Source organism: Lysinibacillus sp. IITD104, assembly GCF_036698265.2.
GTDB lineage: Bacteria > Bacillota > Bacilli > Bacillales_A > Planococcaceae > Lysinibacillus > Lysinibacillus boronitolerans.
This window is the reverse complement of the sequence record NZ_JBAHYH020000001.1, coordinates 3,745,759-3,761,492: the sequence shown is the minus strand read 5'-3', so window position 1 is coordinate 3,761,492 and position 15,734 is coordinate 3,745,759. Positions and strand designations below refer to the sequence as shown.

The following is a 15,734-nucleotide window of genomic DNA, read 5'->3' as shown; positions in this document are numbered from 1 at the left end:
GAGAGTAAAAGGAAAAAAGCACATATAAAGGGGGCTGGCATAATGGCTAGTAACAGTAATCAGGTTTTGGTTAGAAAAGAAGTACCAGAAGAATTAACATGGCGCTTAGAGGATATCTTTGCAACAGATGCAGCTTGGGAAGAAGAATTGAAGGAGGTTGCAGAGCTTGCTAAACAAGCACCTAGCTATGCAGGTACTTTAAATAATGGGGCAGAAGCATTATTAGCAGCTTTGCAGTATCATGATCATATATATGAACGTGCAATGAAGCTCTACACATATGCTCATATGCGTTATGATCAAGATACGACTAATAGCTTTTATCAAGATATGAACAGCCGTATACAAACATTGGCAACGAGTATCTCAGCTGGCCTTTCCTATTTAACGCCAGAAATCCTGTCATTAAATGAAGAAACGATTGAGGGCTACTTAGCAGAAAATCAAGACCTACAACTATATAAGCAATCTTTAAAAGAAATTACGATGGCACGTCCACATGTGTTACCAGCTGAACAGGAGGCATTACTAGCACAAATGTCTGAGGTAACGGGTTCAGCATCTAATACGTTTAGCATGTTAAATAATGCCGACATGGTATTCCCTCATGTGAAAAATGAAGAGGGGGAAGAAGTACAACTTACACATGGTAACTATATCAAGTTTTTAGAGAGCAAGGATCGCTCTGTACGTGAAGGCGCATTTAAAGCGATGTACGAAACGTATGGCAAGTTTAAAAATACGTTCTCGGCTACGCTAACTGGTAATGTGAAGAAGCATAATGTAAGTGCTCGAATTCGTCATTATGAATCTGCACGCCACGCTGCCATGTCTAATAACTTCATCCCGGAAACTGTCTATGATCAACTTGTGGAAACAATTCATAAGTATTTACCAGCTATGCAACGTTATATTTCGTTGCGTAAGAAATTATTGGGCGTAGACGAATTGCATATGTGGGATTTATTTGCGCCACTTGTTAAAGAGGTGGAAATGAAGGTTTCCTATGATGAGGCGAAAGATATTTTAGTAAAAGCTTTAGCTCCATTAGGGGAGGAATATCAAAGCATCGTTCAAAACGGACTGGATAACCGTTGGGTCGATGTTTTAGAAAATAAAGGGAAGCGTAGTGGAGCCTATTCATCAGGCGCATATGGTACGAATCCGTATATTTTAATGAATTGGCAAGACAATGTGAACAATTTATTTACATTAGCACATGAATTCGGCCACAGTGTTCATAGTTATTATTCACGAAACAACCAGCCATTTGTTTATGGAGATTATTCTATTTTTGTGGCAGAGGTAGCGTCTACTTGTAATGAAGAGTTATTAAATGACTATTTACTGAAAACAATTGATGACCCACAACAAAAGATCTACTTATTAAATCATTGGTTAGATGGTTTTAGAAGTACGGTATTCAGACAAACAATGTTTGCAGAGTTTGAACATCTTATTCATGAAATGGATAAGAACGGTGAGTCGTTGACAGCAGATCGTTTAACAGAAGTTTATTATGAATTAAACAAAAAGTACTTCGGTGATGATATGGTAGTGGATGAGGAAATTGGCTTAGAATGGGCTCGTATCCCACACTTCTACTATAATTACTATGTTTATCAGTATGCGACGGGTAAATCCGCCGCTACAGCATTGAGTAAACAAATTTTAGAGGAGGGTGCACCAGCTGTAGAACGTTATATTAATAACTTCTTAAAAGCAGGATGCTCTGATTTCCCTATTGAAGTATTAAAGGCAGCAGGCGTTGATATGAACGAGGCTAAGCCAATCGAAGATGCATGTAAAGTATTTGAAGAACGTTTAAACGAACTGGAGAAATTATTGTTGAATAACTAATTGATTGGGCTATAGGAATGTTCCTATAGCCCGTTTTTTTTATAACAGCATAATTGAAAAGGAAAGAATAATGATTTTTTTTGATTTATAAATAGGTTTAAAGTGTGCATCTTGGAAAAATACTGTTTGTAATCGCTTTCTATTTGACAAATTTGTGAATCTAGTATTGGTTTCATTGCTAAATATATTATTCCGTGATAGAGTAATTCTTGTGAAATAAATCACAAAACAAACATACACCCCTTTGTTTGAACGTGAACATTTCTCCCATCCCCTTTGTGAAAAAGAAGCGTCTCTATCGGTCGAGGATAGAGGCGCTTCTTTGTATTTTGCGTTATCTTAAAAAGGGACTCCATCATGATGACTGGAGTCCCTTTGGTTTATTGTATTATTTAAGACGCCATAACGTAGCGTGAGTAGTCTGGATTCGTTCGATCTTTTGTTGCAGCATACGTTTCTTTAGTTCACGCTCTGCTGCTTGCTCTGTTAATGAATAGATAAAAGCTATTTCATTAGTAGAAAGAGTATGGAATTTAGAAAATAAGTCCTCTATTGATGGTAATGGCTGACGAACAAGCTGTTCATTCAGCATTTCTTGTAAAATATGTTCATAAACTTCATAGGAATAGCTACCACTAACTTTTAGTCCCTCATCTTCAATACATTCATTGAAAAATACGATACTTGGTACTTCTTCCACTTCCATTTCGCGTTTAATATATAAATCGCATTGGAAAGCACGTGCTGCCTCCTTAGAACCAAAGTCAACAGTAAACTCATTCATATCGAGTTGAACATCCTCAGCTATTTTTAAAAGCGTTGCATAGGAGTTTACATCTTGATGACTTAATAATACATATTCTTGTAGTTTTGATAAATAACGTGCACCTGCACGCTTCCCCTGTAATTCAGCGGCTTTAATAGCGATAGAAGGTAAAACAGGGTGATTAATATCAAGTTCGATTCCTGAAATACAACCTTTGACACGTTTACTTAAGCAGTTTAAAGAAGTAAGTTCTGTGCTTAAAACAAAGCGCCATGTGAAGTAATGGTTGTATTCAAGCTGTAATTTACGAAGAGTTGCTTGCATGCTGAAAGCTTCAGGGCAAAGTGGATCTACGAAAATATACAATTCAATTGGCTTGTTTGCAGTAGAAATCGTTGGCGTTGGCTCTTGCAACATTTGAATATTATTCACGTAACAATTCCCCCTCATCGTCATTTGGCGTATTAACCATGTGATGAGCTGTTAATACTAAACGTTGATAATAAGTTTCACGGAACTTCCCTTCCAAACCTACCTCATCCATTGCTTCTGACATACACTCTAGCCAAGCTTGAGCGCGGTCAGGTGTAATAGGAAAATTCATGTGACGTGCACGCATCATTGGATGACCATGTTCTTCAGTAAAAAGATTTGGACCCCCTAAATACTGTGTTTGAAATTGAATTTGTTTACGGGCTGTTTCTGTTAAATCCTTTGGAAAGATTGGAATAAGATCAGGATGCTGAGCAACTCTTTTATAGAACGCATGAATGAGTTCTGACAGTTTTTCAGCTCCCAGCTCCTCATAAGGAACAGTGTATTTTCGACTCATAAGTTATATGCTCCTTTAATTCTTTATATCGTAAAGTACCATATTGTATACTTCATCCTCATCAAAATGTGAAATTCTTGTGACTACCTTCATTCTATCAACGTCTTTTCGTTAACACAAACAAAGAGCTCTTTCGAATTGCTGTTCGCTATAAAAGCACAAATTTCACCACTATGGGTGAAATTTGTTGGAAATGACATAGAAAACGGGAAAAATGCGATTACACTGTAAAGTAATTCATCACTTTTTTGACATAATTCTGTGTTTCTTTAAAAGGAGGAATTCCTCCATATTTTGTAACACGAGATGCGCCAGCATTATAGGCTGCTAATGCTAATGTAGGGTCATTATTAAACTTATCCAGCATTTGACGCAAATATTTTGCTCCAGCCATAATATTCTGCTCTGGATCAAAAGCGTTAGTCACACCTAAATATTGTGCTGTTGTGGGCATAAGTTGCATTAAACCTTGCGCCCCTGCATGGCTTACTACAGTTGGATTAAAATTAGATTCTTGTTTAATAACTGCTGCAATAAGCTTTGCAGGTATCTGATAAGTAGCGGCCGCTTTTTCAATAATGGCCGTATATTCATTTGCTCCTGCTAGTGAATTGGCATATGCTGTAGAACCTATTACATCGTCTGAAACATAGGATTCAAGTTTGTTAGTAGCATATGTGTTTGCTAAAGCTTGTTTGACTGATTCAGGTATGAACACGGCATTAGAGCCTTTGTAAAGAAATGATTCTAATGGACTTTGCTCAGAAGTAGCCAGCTGATTGATGAAATTTGAATTATTTGATGTGCCTGTAGCAAGCAAGCTTGATAATTTAGCATTCCTTGCTGTCGACGTTTCTCCTAATAATTCGTTAATCATGTCTGAAAAAATAGACTCATTGTCTGTGGATGAACTTTCGCTAGATCCAAGTGTTTGCAATGCCTGAATTTCTAGTAAAGATTTTATTGATTGAATATCCAAGGAGTCAGACACCTTCCTTTTTATAATTTTATAAATTTTGTGCTTTTAGTGCTTTCATAAAACGGGCGATTTTTTTATCAGTTGGTCGCTTATCAATACCATATTGTTGTAAAAAACTGTCGAATATTATATTTCCTTTTATTGCATCTTTTGCTTCATATTCTACCTCATAATCGTCGCACTGCAAATAGAAAGAATGATCGAAAACAAGAAGTCCCTCTTTGTATGGAATTTCGACACGATCTGTAGTGAGCGAACCAAATACATGCAATTGTTCTAAAGGAATATGATGGAGAGCTAATCTTTTAGCTACCTCTTGGGCATAAAATCCTTTGCCATCTAACATTTGTTGCGCCTCTATTGCTGTTATCTTATCCGTTGTTTCAAGGTGAGCATGCTCAGCATTTTTCTCTTTGAGCGTACATTCGTAATAATTACCAATTTGTCTAATACGAAGACCACTTTGTAGTTTGCGAATTGCTTGATTAGGTGTGTCAAAATAATGATTTGTTTGACGATGAATAGCATTTTGGCTAATGTGGAACTCTTGTAATAATTGCTCGTATTGTTGTTTTGTTAATAGATTTTTAAATTCAATCTCAATTTCTTGTGTCATTTATTATCACCTAATTATTTTTTATTTTTCATCCGTTGTTTCGCTCGAATTAATATTTACACACTGCAACTATTTACCCTGTGTGCTAAAATAAGAGGAAGAGTACAACGAAAAGGGGAACCGCATGTGCGTAAAATTTATACAATAGATACATCGAATTTTGAACAAGATCAACTTCATTTTAGTTTAAACGACAATGAAGTAAATTTACAGTTAAAACCTGCTGGACAACTCATTGCAGATTCAGATGATTTTGCATTTATTTATTTACTTGATGCAGGTGACGACTATCATTACTTGCGTTTTCCACCGAGTAGTTGGGAGAATCTTGTACATATTTTACAAAAAGGGAAAAATCCATTGCTACGAATAGGTGAAGAAGTGATTGAGCTGACAAATTTCTACGAGGAATTGGAAATGCTCGTGTATAATATTGAAGGAAATTACAATTATGGGGCAGAATTTGTCCAAGCAGTGGAGCAACACTTCAAGGCTATTCTCGCTGAATAGAAAGACAAAACGAACAGACGGTGGTGTTCGATACCGATTGTCGGGAGGTTTTTACAATGGGACAATGGGAAATATTTTTAAGTCCTTATAAACAAGCAGTAGACGAATTAAAAGTAAAATTAAAGGGCATGCGTTCGCAATTTGGTATTGTAAATGCCAATTCGCCAATTGAATTTGTCACAGGACGTGTCAAGCCTTTAGCAAGTATATATGACAAAACGTTAGAAAAAGGATTAGCTTTTGAGCCTTCTAAACAACTTGGTGATGAACTTGGCGATATTGCTGGCCTTCGGATTATGTGTCAATTTGTTGATGATATCTCAACGGTAACTGAGCTTATTCGACAGCGAAAAGATATGCGTGTAGTGGAAGAACGCGATTATATTACACATAATAAGCCTAGTGGTTATCGCTCCTACCATATGATTGTGGAGTATCCTGTTGAAACTATTCAAGGAAAAAAAGTAGTATTAGCGGAAATACAAATCCGTACACTGGCCATGAATTTCTGGGCTTCAATAGAGCATTCTTTAAATTATAAATATAAAGGCATGTTCCCAGAAGAAATTAAGAATCGCTTGCAAAGTGCTGCCGAGGCGGCATTTCGGTTGGATGAGGAAATGTCATCCATTCGTAGTGAAATTCAAGAGGCACAGGCCTACTTTAGCGAATATAAAGAAGCATCGAATCCTAATTTACTAACGGAGAAGGAGCGTGACGCACAATGAAATTTTCGATTCAATCACGTAGAGATGCACAATCCAATGAGCTGATGGAACTTGCAAAAACCTATTTACAGGATTTTGGCTTAACCTATGATGAAGAGACGCCAGAAATTGTTGTTTCAATTGGAGGAGATGGCACGCTATTGCATGCCTTTCATCGATACGCTCATTTATTAGACCAAGTAGCATTCGTTGGTATCCATACTGGGCATTTAGGATTTTATGCGGATTGGAAACCATCTGAATTAGAAAAATTAGTTTTATCCATTGCTAAAAAGGATTTTAATGTTGTGGAATATCCACTGCTGGAAGTAAAGGTAGAGCATCATAATGCAGAATCAAATACGTATCTAGCTTTAAATGAAGCAACAGTCAAATCGCCAGATGTTACACTTGTAATGGATGTTGAGTTAAATGGCAATCAGTTTGAACGTTTCCGTGGAGATGGCCTCTGTGTATCCACTCCGTCGGGTAGTACGGCTTATAATAAAGCACTAGGTGGGGCCATCATACATCCTACACTTGCAGCACTTCAAGTTACTGAAATTGCCTCAATTAATAACCGTGTGTTCAGAACAGTAGGATCACCATTAATTTTGCCAGCGCACCATCATTGTGTATTGCGTCCTGTAAATGAACAAAATTTTAATATGACTGTTGATCACTTGCAAATTACACAAGGTGATGTCAAAGCGATAGCGTTTAATGTAGCAAATGAAAAAGTACGTTTTGCCCGTTTCCGACCATTCCCATTTTGGGAGCGAGTGCATGAATCCTTTGTTGCAAATGAATAATATGGATACACGATTTACATTGCAATTTGTGGCGAAGAAAAATGGCCAACTATTACGAGAAGCCCTTCAAGAGTGGCGTATTTCTAAGCGAGCTCTAACCGCTATTAAATTCGATGGTGGTATGTTGACTGTGAATGATGTCGAACGTAATGTAAGGCATATCCTGCAAGCTGGTGATTGTGTGAAAGTAACGTTTCCTCCTGAAGAAAAAAGTGAAGGGCTTGCTATCGAGCATGGCGATTTGACCATTGTCTACGAAGACGATGCCATCTTAGTGCTCAACAAACCAGCTCACCAAAGCACGATCCCCTCACGAGAGCATCCAACGAACAGCATTGCTAATTTAGTTTGTGGCTATTTCCAGCAACAAGGATTGGATTCTACGGCTCATATTGTTACAAGGCTGGACCGTGATACATCAGGTTTACTCTGTATAGCTAAGCATGCTCATATTCATCATTTAACAGGGCTTGCTCAGCGTAGTAGGGAGATTTCAAGACAATATGAAGCCATTGTACATGGACATATCGAACAAAATTTTCAATCGATTATAGCGCCGATTGGTCGTAAAGAAGCTAGTATTATTGAAAGAGAAGTACGAGAAGATGGGCAATATGCACATACAGATGTAAAGGTTCTGAAGCGCTTTTTACTAGGTGCTGAACCAATGACACATGTACGACTTCAACTGCATACAGGGCGTACACATCAAATTCGTGTGCACATGTCGCATCTCGGACATCCACTTGTTGGTGATGACCTTTATGGGGGTAGCCGTCTTCAGATTGATCGACAAGCACTCCATTGTGTATCTTTAAGTATGGAACATCCTTTAACAAGTGTGCCATTACATTTTACAAGTATGCTAAATGAAGACATGCAAAGGTTACTGAAGGAATCTTCTGCATAAATTTTAGAAGGAGATGTTCGCACAAACGAGCATCTCCTTATCATTTTTTGATTAAGGTTAAACTGGCGAATTCTTCTGGAGGGCGATTGTTAACAGCTATTCCAGATCGTATGCATGAAAACGTATTGTTTTTCTGCGCGTTAACGACCATTAACCAGGGGGTATGTTAGAGAAGTAGATTATTTTTACACCTTATTCATAACAAAGTGACAAAGGTAAGGTATAGTAAAATAGAATCGTCATGATTTTAGGCGTAATATTGAATTTTATAAAAATCTGCTCAACTACTCATAAAAATAACTTAAAAAAGAGTTTGCAGAAAAGGTACAATACACTCTATTATATAGAAGGTAGATTTACGGCATTGCCCGTAAAATGATTGAAAGCTCGGAAGGAGGGGACAAGCATGATAGAGGAAAGAAATGAAAAGGATGATGTGCAATTTGATGAGGCACATCTACGAGAAATGCTAGAAGCACATAATATTGACGCATTCCGTGATGAGTTTTTAGAACTTCATCCATATGATCAGGCAACGTTTTATGAAAAGGTGGAACCTGATATAAGGAAAATCATCTATTCGTTCTTGTCTCCGACAGAAATGGCTGATATTTTTGAGGCAATCGATATTGAAGATGATGAATATAAAGCATATCTTGCTGAAATGGATCCATCATATGGTGCAGAAATGCTTTCTCATATGTATGCGGATGATGCGGCAGATGTCTTAAATGAACTGGATACGGCACAGCGTGAAAGCTATTTAGAAATGATGGATGAAGAAGCGGCTGAAGATATTAATGAGCTACTAAGATACGATGAATATACAGCCGGTTCTATCATGACAACTGAATATGTCGCTATACCAGAAAATTCAACAGTACGTTCAGCAATGGCCATTTTGCGTAAAGAGGCACCAGATGCAGAAACTGTTTATTATATTTTTGTAGTGGATGAAGAACATCGTCTGACGGGTGTTATATCTTTACGAGATTTAATCATTGCTGACGAGGATACACTTATTCGTTCAATTATGAATGAACGTGTCGTGATGGTACATGTAGGGGATGACCAAGAAGAAGTCGCACAAATTATGAAGGATTATAATTTCTTAGCGACACCTGTTATTGATGATAAAGGAGAATTACTTGGTATTATCACGGTTGACGATATTATTGATGTTATTGATGAAGAGGCTTCTGAGGATTACTCTAAATTAGCTGGTATTTCGGATATGGATAAATTTGATGTAACACCATTCCAAGCGGCTAGAAAACGTTTGCCTTGGCTAGTGGTTCTACTGTTTTTAGGTATGTTAACAGCTAACCTAATGGGGCAATTTGAAGATACTTTAGATAAGGTAGCCTTACTAGCCGTCTTTATTCCATTAATTTCTGGAACGTCAGGGAATAGTGGAACACAGGCATTAGCCGTGGCGATTCGAGGGATTGCAACAGGCGATGTAGAAGAACATAGTAAATTCAAGTTACTATTACGTGAAGCAGGTACTGGCTTAATGTCAGGCATTGTTTGTGGATTAATTGTTATTGGGATCGTTTATTTTTGGAAACATGAACTTGTCCTAGGTATGTTAGTAGGGGCAGCGCTTTGTGGTTCTATTTTAGTGGCAACATTAGCTGGTTCATTTATTCCATTGTTAATGCATCGACTAAAAATTGACCCTGCTGTTGCATCAGGACCCTTTATTACTACATTAAATGATATTACAAGTATTTTAATTTATTTGGGCTTAGCGACAGTTTTCTTAAGCCAAATAGGCTAAGAACCAATTTGCTTACTTTCGCATATTGTATGGAAAAAAGGGAAGTGAGTAAAGTGGATCAAGAACCACGCTTGTTTATAAAATCACCATCTTATTTTTTAAATATTTCTAAGGTGTTACATGAACTTGATTTGGATGAAAGTACATCTGTCTATGTAAAGGACAATATGTTCGATGAGCAAATAGCTGAAGAAAAAAATGATCCAATAGATGATGTACAAATAGATCCTTATTTACTGAAACAGCTCCAATTTTTAGAAAAACCATTTCGTCAGAGAGCCTATCAGCCACTATTAGTTTGTTTAAAGGATGGTAGAAAATTAACTGGGACAGCTTCAGACGTACAGAGTGATTCCTTAATGCTTACATCATTAGAATTAAAAATACAGGAAACTATTCATTTTGAAGATATACAGCAAATACTTTGGCGTGGAAGAAAATTGCCAACATTATAAAAAAAGTGTACAGCAGAGGATGCTGTACACTTTTTTTATGTGTGTGTGTCAAAGGTGAAAGAATTAGTCACAAATCCCTAAGTCAACATCAGCGATACATTGTACAGCGCAGAAGCAAGATAAATCCACAGTAATACAGCTATCTGTTGAGCTCCAGTCATCTACTTTACAGATTTTCTTCATGTTGATACAACAACCATCTTTGCTTAGTAAGTCTACTGTACTTTCACTAGAGTCAAATGTACATAATGGCTCTAAAACACGTAAAGTAGCACAGCATTCATCAAACATATCTTCTACACGGAAGAATACGGATGTACAAATACAAGGATCTGCTGTTGGAGAGTTAAAGAATGCTTTGAAAGGAGTACCATCTTTTGTAATTAACATGAAGACACGTGTATCTGCTTGTGAGCGTGCAGGACTAACAATCCCGCCTAGTGGTTCTAAGAAACAGTTTGCTGTACATGGAGAACACTCATCTCGCACCGCTTGATTTTGAATATCTAAAATAGCGCGAACTACGTCACAAACGCAGCCTGCTGAATGGATTGGTCCAATAGGATTTGTTGGCTTACCACAACCCATATTGTCACCCCCTTTCCTTGTTACTACTTCTACAATATGTACTTTAGAAAACTGGACTCGGGCTTTTGTGTATTTCTTTGAATGAATAGTTTTTTTATGTGTGGAGAAACTGTAAAGAAAAGGAGGGTAAAACTTGAGGCTATTAGGAATGACGTTACCTCTCTTAGTTGTTTTATCGCTGTTAAATGGTTGTGCTGAAAAGGAAAAATTTATCGTCTATGGGTCTACACAAAATGAAAGTGAAGTCGAAGCCCTTATAAAAGAAGAAGACTATGTTGATCGTTCAACGGTTATCCAATATGACGATAGTATGCTTGTTGCAGTACAAATTAAACCATGGGAGAAGTGGAAAAAAACTAAGTTAGAGAAAAAGTTGCAACAGAAATTTGAAAAGAAATATCCAAACAAGGATGTGTTTGTCTCCGCTGATTACAAAATTTTTTATGAAGCCAATAAAATAAAAAAGGATCAGATGGAAGATACTAAATTAAGCGATAAAATTACAGAACTAAAAGAACTTGCAAAGGAGGAGACATAAATGGAAAAAGAGCAATATCAACAGTTAGAGCAAAATGTTACACCAAAGCCCCCTTATTTAAAGAATGTAGCAAAGGCCTTTTTCGTTGGTGGTTTTATTTGTGCAATTGGTCAAGCTGTGTCTCTTTTTTATATTATTTTCTTCAATTTTACAGAGGCGACAGCAGGAAATCCAACTGTTGCAACAGTGGTGTTTTTTTCCATGATTTTAACAGGTCTTGGCCTTTATAAAAGAATTGGTCAATTTGCTGGGGCTGGATCGGCAGTACCAGTAACAGGCTTTGGTAATGCTGTTGTTTCGGCAGCTATTGAGCATCGTTCTGAAGGGTTAGTATTGGGAGTCGGCGGAAATTTATTTAAATTAGCAGGATCGGTTGTATTATTTGGTGTAGTGTCTGCGTTTTTTGTAGCACTCATTAAGTATATCCTCGTAACGATAGGAGTGGTTTCATGGTAATTTTATTTCAAACGAAGCCCTCTCTTTTAGCTGGTGGAGTGGTAGCGGGTCCTTTAGAGAATCGGAGTGTTTTTAGTCAGTATTTTGACTCCGTTTATGATGATGAACGTTGGCAAATGAAAACAAATGAACAGGGTCATCGCAAAATGATTGAAGAGGCCTGTGAATATGCTATGAAAAAAATGGGTGTACAAAAAGGTGATATCGATTATTTGATGGGCGGAGATTTAGTCAATCAAATGACACCGACTAATTTTGCTGCTAGAGATTTAGAAATTCCTTTTATTGGACTATTTTCTGCATGTGCCACTTCCGTTTCTTCAGTAATTATTGCATGCCTATTAACAGAGTTAGGTGCTGCTAATTTTTCATTAGCAGGTGCCTCTAGTCAACATAATGCAATTGAACGCCAGTTTCGTTACCCGATCAATTATGGAGCACAAAAACCACAAACAGCTCAATGGACTGTAACTGCTGCTGGTTATGCGCTAATTGGGAAACATCGCGAGGAGTATCCATCTATAGAAGCAGCAACAATTGGGAAGTCCGTTGACTATGGTATGGATGATCCTTTCCATATGGGTGCTGCAATGGCACCTGCAGCTTTTCAGACGATTCAATCTCATTTACAACAGAGAAACCAAAAAATTTATCATTATGATTTAATTTTAACAGGCGATTTGGGCCAGCTTGGCTTAAAGCTATTAAAAGGAATGCTTGTAGAAAATGGCGTGAAAAATGAAGAGCTCACGTTATTACGTGATGCAGGTGCTGAATTTTATGGACAGGATGAAGCATTCCAATCTGGTGCAAGTGGAGCAGGCTGTTCGGCAGCTGTTTTTTTTAGTTATGTTATTCAACAAATGCGTGCAGGGAGCTATAAGCGAGTATTACTAGTAGCAACGGGGGCGCTATTATCCCCGCTATCCTATCAGCAAGGCGAGACGATTCCATGTACGGCACATGCAATAGAAATTACGATGAAATGAGGCAAAAAACATGGTTATGACTTTTATATTTGCATTTATTGTTGGAGGCATTATTTGCGTCATAGGCCAATTATTAATGGACGTTGGCAATTTAACACCAGCACATACATTAAGTACGTTAGTAGTTGTAGGCGCTATATTGGATGGTATGGGCTTATATGAGCCATTAATTAATTTTGCTGGAGCAGGTGCGACAGTACCCATTACATCCTTCGGGAATTCATTAACACATGGTGCTCTGGCAGAGGCAGAAAAACATGGACTTGTAGGCGTATTAACAGGCATGTTCGAGGTAACAAGCTCAGGAATCAGTGCTGCTATTGTGTTCGGCTTTATTGGTGCATTAATATTTAGACCAAAAGGAAATATTGACTAGACGAATACCCCTCCCATTTTTACGACCGAAACATATTATAGGTTGTAGAAGGGAGGGGTGCTTTTATGGGATACCAAGGCTGGGGCTCACAACCGTATGGAAATAACGTTGGTGGGTGGAACAATAGCTACTGCGGAGGTTACTCTGGAGGCAACAACTATGGTTATGGTTCTACATTTGTTCTAATTGTTGTACTATTCATTTTATTAATTATTGTTGGCGCTACTTACATCTAATTTGATGAACATAATAAAGGCTTTAGCTTTTATTTAGGAAAATCTAAATAAAGTTAAGGCCTCCACCATTTGCGAAATGTTTCGTGCAAGACGCAAGGTCATTTTGAGTTTTAATGATAGGAGGGAAAACATGCATCGCTCGTTTTTTAATTCGATTGAGCAAAAAACAGGTGTATCGATGGATGAAATCTTCGCATTAGCCAATGCCATTCAACATGCGGATTTTACCAGTGAAAAGCAAGTAAGAAAAATTGTACGACGAGTTGCTAAAATATCTAACAGATCGATTACGCAAGAGTTAGAAGATAAATTAGTACAATCTATTATTCAAGATGGAGCATCACTAGATTTCGATAAAATCACTAGAATGATGAAGTAGCGCATGGCATATCTACTTGGCAATGCAGCTTGTTACGATAGAGTAGATAAATGGTGGCAAGCGAATTCGTCTCATAAAAAAGGGGTGTTACGACATTATAAATATCGTAACACCCTTTCATTAAATGTTCTTCTCCATAGCACGGTGTGGAATACCTGCATCCATAAACTCGGGTGAGGTAACTGTAAAGCCTAGCTTTTCGTAGAAGGGAATAGCATAGCTTTGTGCATGAAGTTTTAAGGTTTTTTTATTAATGGAAATAGCGTGCTTCTCCATTTCCTTCATGATTAATGCGCCTAACTTTTTGCCACGTTGGGATTGTAAAATACAAACACGCTCAATTTTAGCTGTATTGTTGTCAATACTGCGTAAACGTGCTGCTCCAACAGGCTCATCGTTATCATACATAATAAAATGTGTTGCAGTTGCATCTTCAGCATCACATTCTAGATGAAGCGGAACACCTTGCTCTTCAACAAATACTTTTTTGCGAATGGCAAAGGCATCATCGTGTTCTTGCTTTGTTTCAACAATTTTAACGGTATACAACAATCACTCAGCTCCAGACAAACGGAATGTTTCGTATGTTGTCCATGAACCATCTTCTAATTGATATAAAAGATGAATGCGATCAATTGTATCTTTTTCATCAACGCCCGTCATGCGTAATTGACCAAAAATGTCATCATGCTCTGAGTCTGTCATTTTTTGAGCGATTGTAATATGTGGAACAAATACATGTTTCATTTCCCCATGAGGGATTTTTTCTTGAAGCTCATGTTGGAATGCTGCTAATTGTTCTGTTGGTTCAATGCGGAAGTAAATCGCATTTGTTGTAGGGAAAAACGAACTAATGCGAGATGCATGAATGTTTAAAGGTGCATATTTGGCAGCAAGTTCATCTAATTGCTTGACGATGGTTTGAATCTCTTCTTCAGACGCATCGAAGCTGTCCTTTAATGTCATATGCGGTGTAATCTTTGCATAATGAGGATCGTATCGTTTACGATAAGTATTCGCTAAATCTTGCAATTTTTTTGATGGAAATGCCACAATACCGTACTTCATAGTCCATTACCTCCCGAAAATAAACAATTTTTCTAATTAAGTATAACAGAAATTTCAGTTTTCGTAATTTGAATCGCTTCATATTAATTGAAATTTTCAATTAATGCACGTCGAAGGTCTGGTTTCCAATATTTCCATGTATGATTACCATCGAACTCGTCATAAAATGTAGTAAACCCTTTATTTATCATGAGATCATGCAATTGACGATTAGGTGTTAAAAAATCTTTGATGGTTTTATCCATTGTCACAACCCGATCCTCGCCTTTGCCTACGATATGGTAAATAGAAATAGATCCTGGATCTTTAAAATTTTCCACGGCCTTTAATACATCAGCATCTACATAAGGTGATTGTAGAATGACTTTGCCAAAGATGCTTGGGTACTTTAAAGCAGCCATTAAGGAAGCAGTAGCAGCCATAGAGTCACCAATTACCCCACGACTCATACCCATTTGGTAAGTGGCATACTCACGATCTAAATACGGTACTAGCTCATGTGCTAAAAAGCGAAGATAGGCTTCATGTTGCTCACCGCTCGGAATATATTTATGACGTCGATCTTTTATGTCTTTGTAAGGAACAAATGCAATAATTAAATTTTCGATTTCATAATCATCAATCAGTTCATCAGCTAGCTTTGTAATACCGCCAAGTTGGAAATAATCTTTACCATCTGATGCGATCAAAATGTTGTATTTATATAGTGGAGAATAATTTGCAGGAACATAAATATAAAGCTGTAATTCTTCCTGTAATGACTCACTGTAAAATGTTAAATCCTGTACTGTTCCCTTATCCAATGATGACACTCCTTCTTGTGTTTGTAACAAAATTGTACCATATTACGTAAGTAAAGGTATAATAGGTTGGG

21 protein-coding genes are annotated in these 15,734 nt (G+C 37.4%); 13 read left to right on the top strand and 8 right to left on the bottom strand.

Annotated elements, in window-relative coordinates:
- Nucleotides 1-42 precede the first annotated feature (42 nt).
- On the top strand, nt 43-1,860 hold the full coding sequence (pepF, locus tag V1L66_RS19095; RefSeq protein WP_036076680.1) for an oligoendopeptidase F: 1,818 nt from the start codon (nt 43-45) through the stop codon (nt 1,858-1,860).
- Nucleotides 1,861-2,248: 388 nt separating this feature from the next.
- Here pepF and V1L66_RS19090 read toward each other — a convergent pair whose 3' ends face one another.
- The 4 genes from V1L66_RS19090 to V1L66_RS19075 form a co-directional block, all read right to left on the bottom strand.
- Complete coding sequence (locus V1L66_RS19090; protein WP_036076678.1) at nt 2,249-3,058, bottom strand: DsbA family protein; 810 nt, start codon at nt 3,056-3,058, stop codon at nt 2,249-2,251.
- Nucleotides 3,051-3,458, bottom strand: a complete 408-nt coding sequence (locus V1L66_RS19085; protein WP_004227447.1) for a hemoglobin — start codon at nt 3,456-3,458, stop codon at nt 3,051-3,053. The genes V1L66_RS19090 and V1L66_RS19085 overlap by 8 nt, the downstream gene beginning before the upstream one ends.
- Nucleotides 3,459-3,678: 220 nt before the next feature.
- Complete coding sequence (locus V1L66_RS19080; RefSeq protein WP_312123781.1) at nt 3,679-4,437, bottom strand: lytic transglycosylase domain-containing protein; 759 nt, start codon at nt 4,435-4,437, stop codon at nt 3,679-3,681.
- A gap of 28 nt (nt 4,438-4,465) precedes the next feature.
- A complete protein-coding gene (locus tag V1L66_RS19075; protein WP_258860673.1) occupies nt 4,466-5,053 on the bottom strand; it encodes a CYTH domain-containing protein in 588 nt (195 codons plus the stop codon).
- A 126-nt stretch (nt 5,054-5,179) separates the two neighbouring features.
- Between V1L66_RS19075 and V1L66_RS19070 the strand changes: the two genes are divergently transcribed.
- The 6 genes from V1L66_RS19070 (at nt 5,180) to V1L66_RS19045 (ending at nt 10,230) form a co-directional block, all read left to right on the top strand.
- Nucleotides 5,180-5,563, top strand: a complete 384-nt coding sequence (locus V1L66_RS19070; protein WP_016994337.1) for a hypothetical protein — start codon at nt 5,180-5,182, stop codon at nt 5,561-5,563.
- A 56-nt stretch (nt 5,564-5,619) separates the two neighbouring features.
- On the top strand, nt 5,620-6,291 hold the full coding sequence (locus V1L66_RS19065) for a GTP pyrophosphokinase family protein (protein WP_004227437.1): 672 nt from the start codon (nt 5,620-5,622) through the stop codon (nt 6,289-6,291).
- Nucleotides 6,288-7,082 carry an NAD kinase gene (locus V1L66_RS19060; protein ID WP_016994338.1) on the top strand — a complete coding sequence of 265 codons (795 nt, stop codon included), beginning with the start codon at nt 6,288-6,290 and terminating at the stop codon, nt 7,080-7,082. Before V1L66_RS19065 ends, V1L66_RS19060 begins: the two co-directional genes overlap by 4 nt.
- 1 nt (nt 7,083) lies before the next feature.
- The gene (locus V1L66_RS19055; protein ID WP_036076821.1) at nt 7,084-7,992 is read left to right on the top strand and encodes an RluA family pseudouridine synthase; all 909 of its coding nucleotides are present in this window, start codon (nt 7,084-7,086) and stop codon (nt 7,990-7,992) included.
- 406 nt (nt 7,993-8,398) lie between these two features.
- Entirely contained in the window at nt 8,399-9,775 is a 1,377-nt protein-coding gene (gene mgtE / locus V1L66_RS19050; RefSeq protein WP_036076671.1) for a magnesium transporter, read from the top strand.
- Nucleotides 9,776-9,828: 53 nt separating this feature from the next.
- A complete protein-coding gene (locus tag V1L66_RS19045; protein WP_244905056.1) occupies nt 9,829-10,230 on the top strand; it encodes a hypothetical protein in 402 nt (133 codons plus the stop codon).
- A gap of 63 nt (nt 10,231-10,293) precedes the next feature.
- Here V1L66_RS19045 and V1L66_RS19040 read toward each other — a convergent pair whose 3' ends face one another.
- Nucleotides 10,294-10,818: a CotY/CotZ family spore coat protein gene (locus V1L66_RS19040; protein ID WP_004230953.1), complete on the bottom strand. Its 525-nt coding sequence runs from the start codon at nt 10,816-10,818 to the stop codon at nt 10,294-10,296.
- Between the two features lie 133 nt (nt 10,819-10,951).
- On the opposite strand from V1L66_RS19040, the gene V1L66_RS19035 reads away from it, so the two are divergent.
- From V1L66_RS19035 to V1L66_RS19010, 6 genes are all read left to right on the top strand, one after another.
- Nucleotides 10,952-11,356: a YhcN/YlaJ family sporulation lipoprotein gene (locus V1L66_RS19035; protein WP_333006252.1), complete on the top strand. Its 405-nt coding sequence runs from the start codon at nt 10,952-10,954 to the stop codon at nt 11,354-11,356.
- Nucleotides 11,357-11,812, top strand: a complete 456-nt coding sequence (spoVAC, locus tag V1L66_RS19030; protein WP_016994343.1) for a stage V sporulation protein AC — start codon at nt 11,357-11,359, stop codon at nt 11,810-11,812.
- Entirely contained in the window at nt 11,806-12,801 is a 996-nt protein-coding gene (locus V1L66_RS19025; protein ID WP_036076668.1) for a stage V sporulation protein AD, read from the top strand. Before spoVAC ends, V1L66_RS19025 begins: the two co-directional genes overlap by 7 nt.
- Before the next feature lie 16 nt (nt 12,802-12,817).
- Nucleotides 12,818-13,177 carry a stage V sporulation protein AE gene (gene spoVAE / locus V1L66_RS19020; RefSeq protein WP_369823981.1) on the top strand — a complete coding sequence of 120 codons (360 nt, stop codon included), beginning with the start codon at nt 12,818-12,820 and terminating at the stop codon, nt 13,175-13,177.
- 65 nt (nt 13,178-13,242) lie between these two features.
- On the top strand, nt 13,243-13,413 hold the full coding sequence (locus V1L66_RS19015; protein ID WP_009374137.1) for a YjcZ family sporulation protein: 171 nt from the start codon (nt 13,243-13,245) through the stop codon (nt 13,411-13,413).
- A 130-nt stretch (nt 13,414-13,543) separates the two neighbouring features.
- Nucleotides 13,544-13,792: a stage VI sporulation protein F gene (locus tag V1L66_RS19010; RefSeq protein ID WP_004230969.1), complete on the top strand. Its 249-nt coding sequence runs from the start codon at nt 13,544-13,546 to the stop codon at nt 13,790-13,792.
- A gap of 120 nt (nt 13,793-13,912) precedes the next feature.
- Here V1L66_RS19010 and V1L66_RS19005 read toward each other — a convergent pair whose 3' ends face one another.
- The 3 genes from V1L66_RS19005 to V1L66_RS18995 all read right to left on the bottom strand — a co-directional run bounded on the left by V1L66_RS19005 (nt 13,913) and on the right by V1L66_RS18995 (nt 15,663).
- Nucleotides 13,913-14,341 (bottom strand): GNAT family N-acetyltransferase, encoded by a 429-nt coding sequence (locus V1L66_RS19005; RefSeq protein ID WP_026023480.1) that lies wholly within the window; start codon nt 14,339-14,341, stop codon nt 13,913-13,915.
- 3 nt (nt 14,342-14,344) lie between these two features.
- On the bottom strand, nt 14,345-14,860 hold the full coding sequence (locus tag V1L66_RS19000) for a YjcG family protein (RefSeq protein WP_036076666.1): 516 nt from the start codon (nt 14,858-14,860) through the stop codon (nt 14,345-14,347).
- Nucleotides 14,861-14,943: 83 nt separating this feature from the next.
- Nucleotides 14,944-15,663, bottom strand: a complete 720-nt coding sequence (locus tag V1L66_RS18995; protein ID WP_016992695.1) for an esterase family protein — start codon at nt 15,661-15,663, stop codon at nt 14,944-14,946.
- Nucleotides 15,664-15,734: the final 71 nt, after the last annotated feature.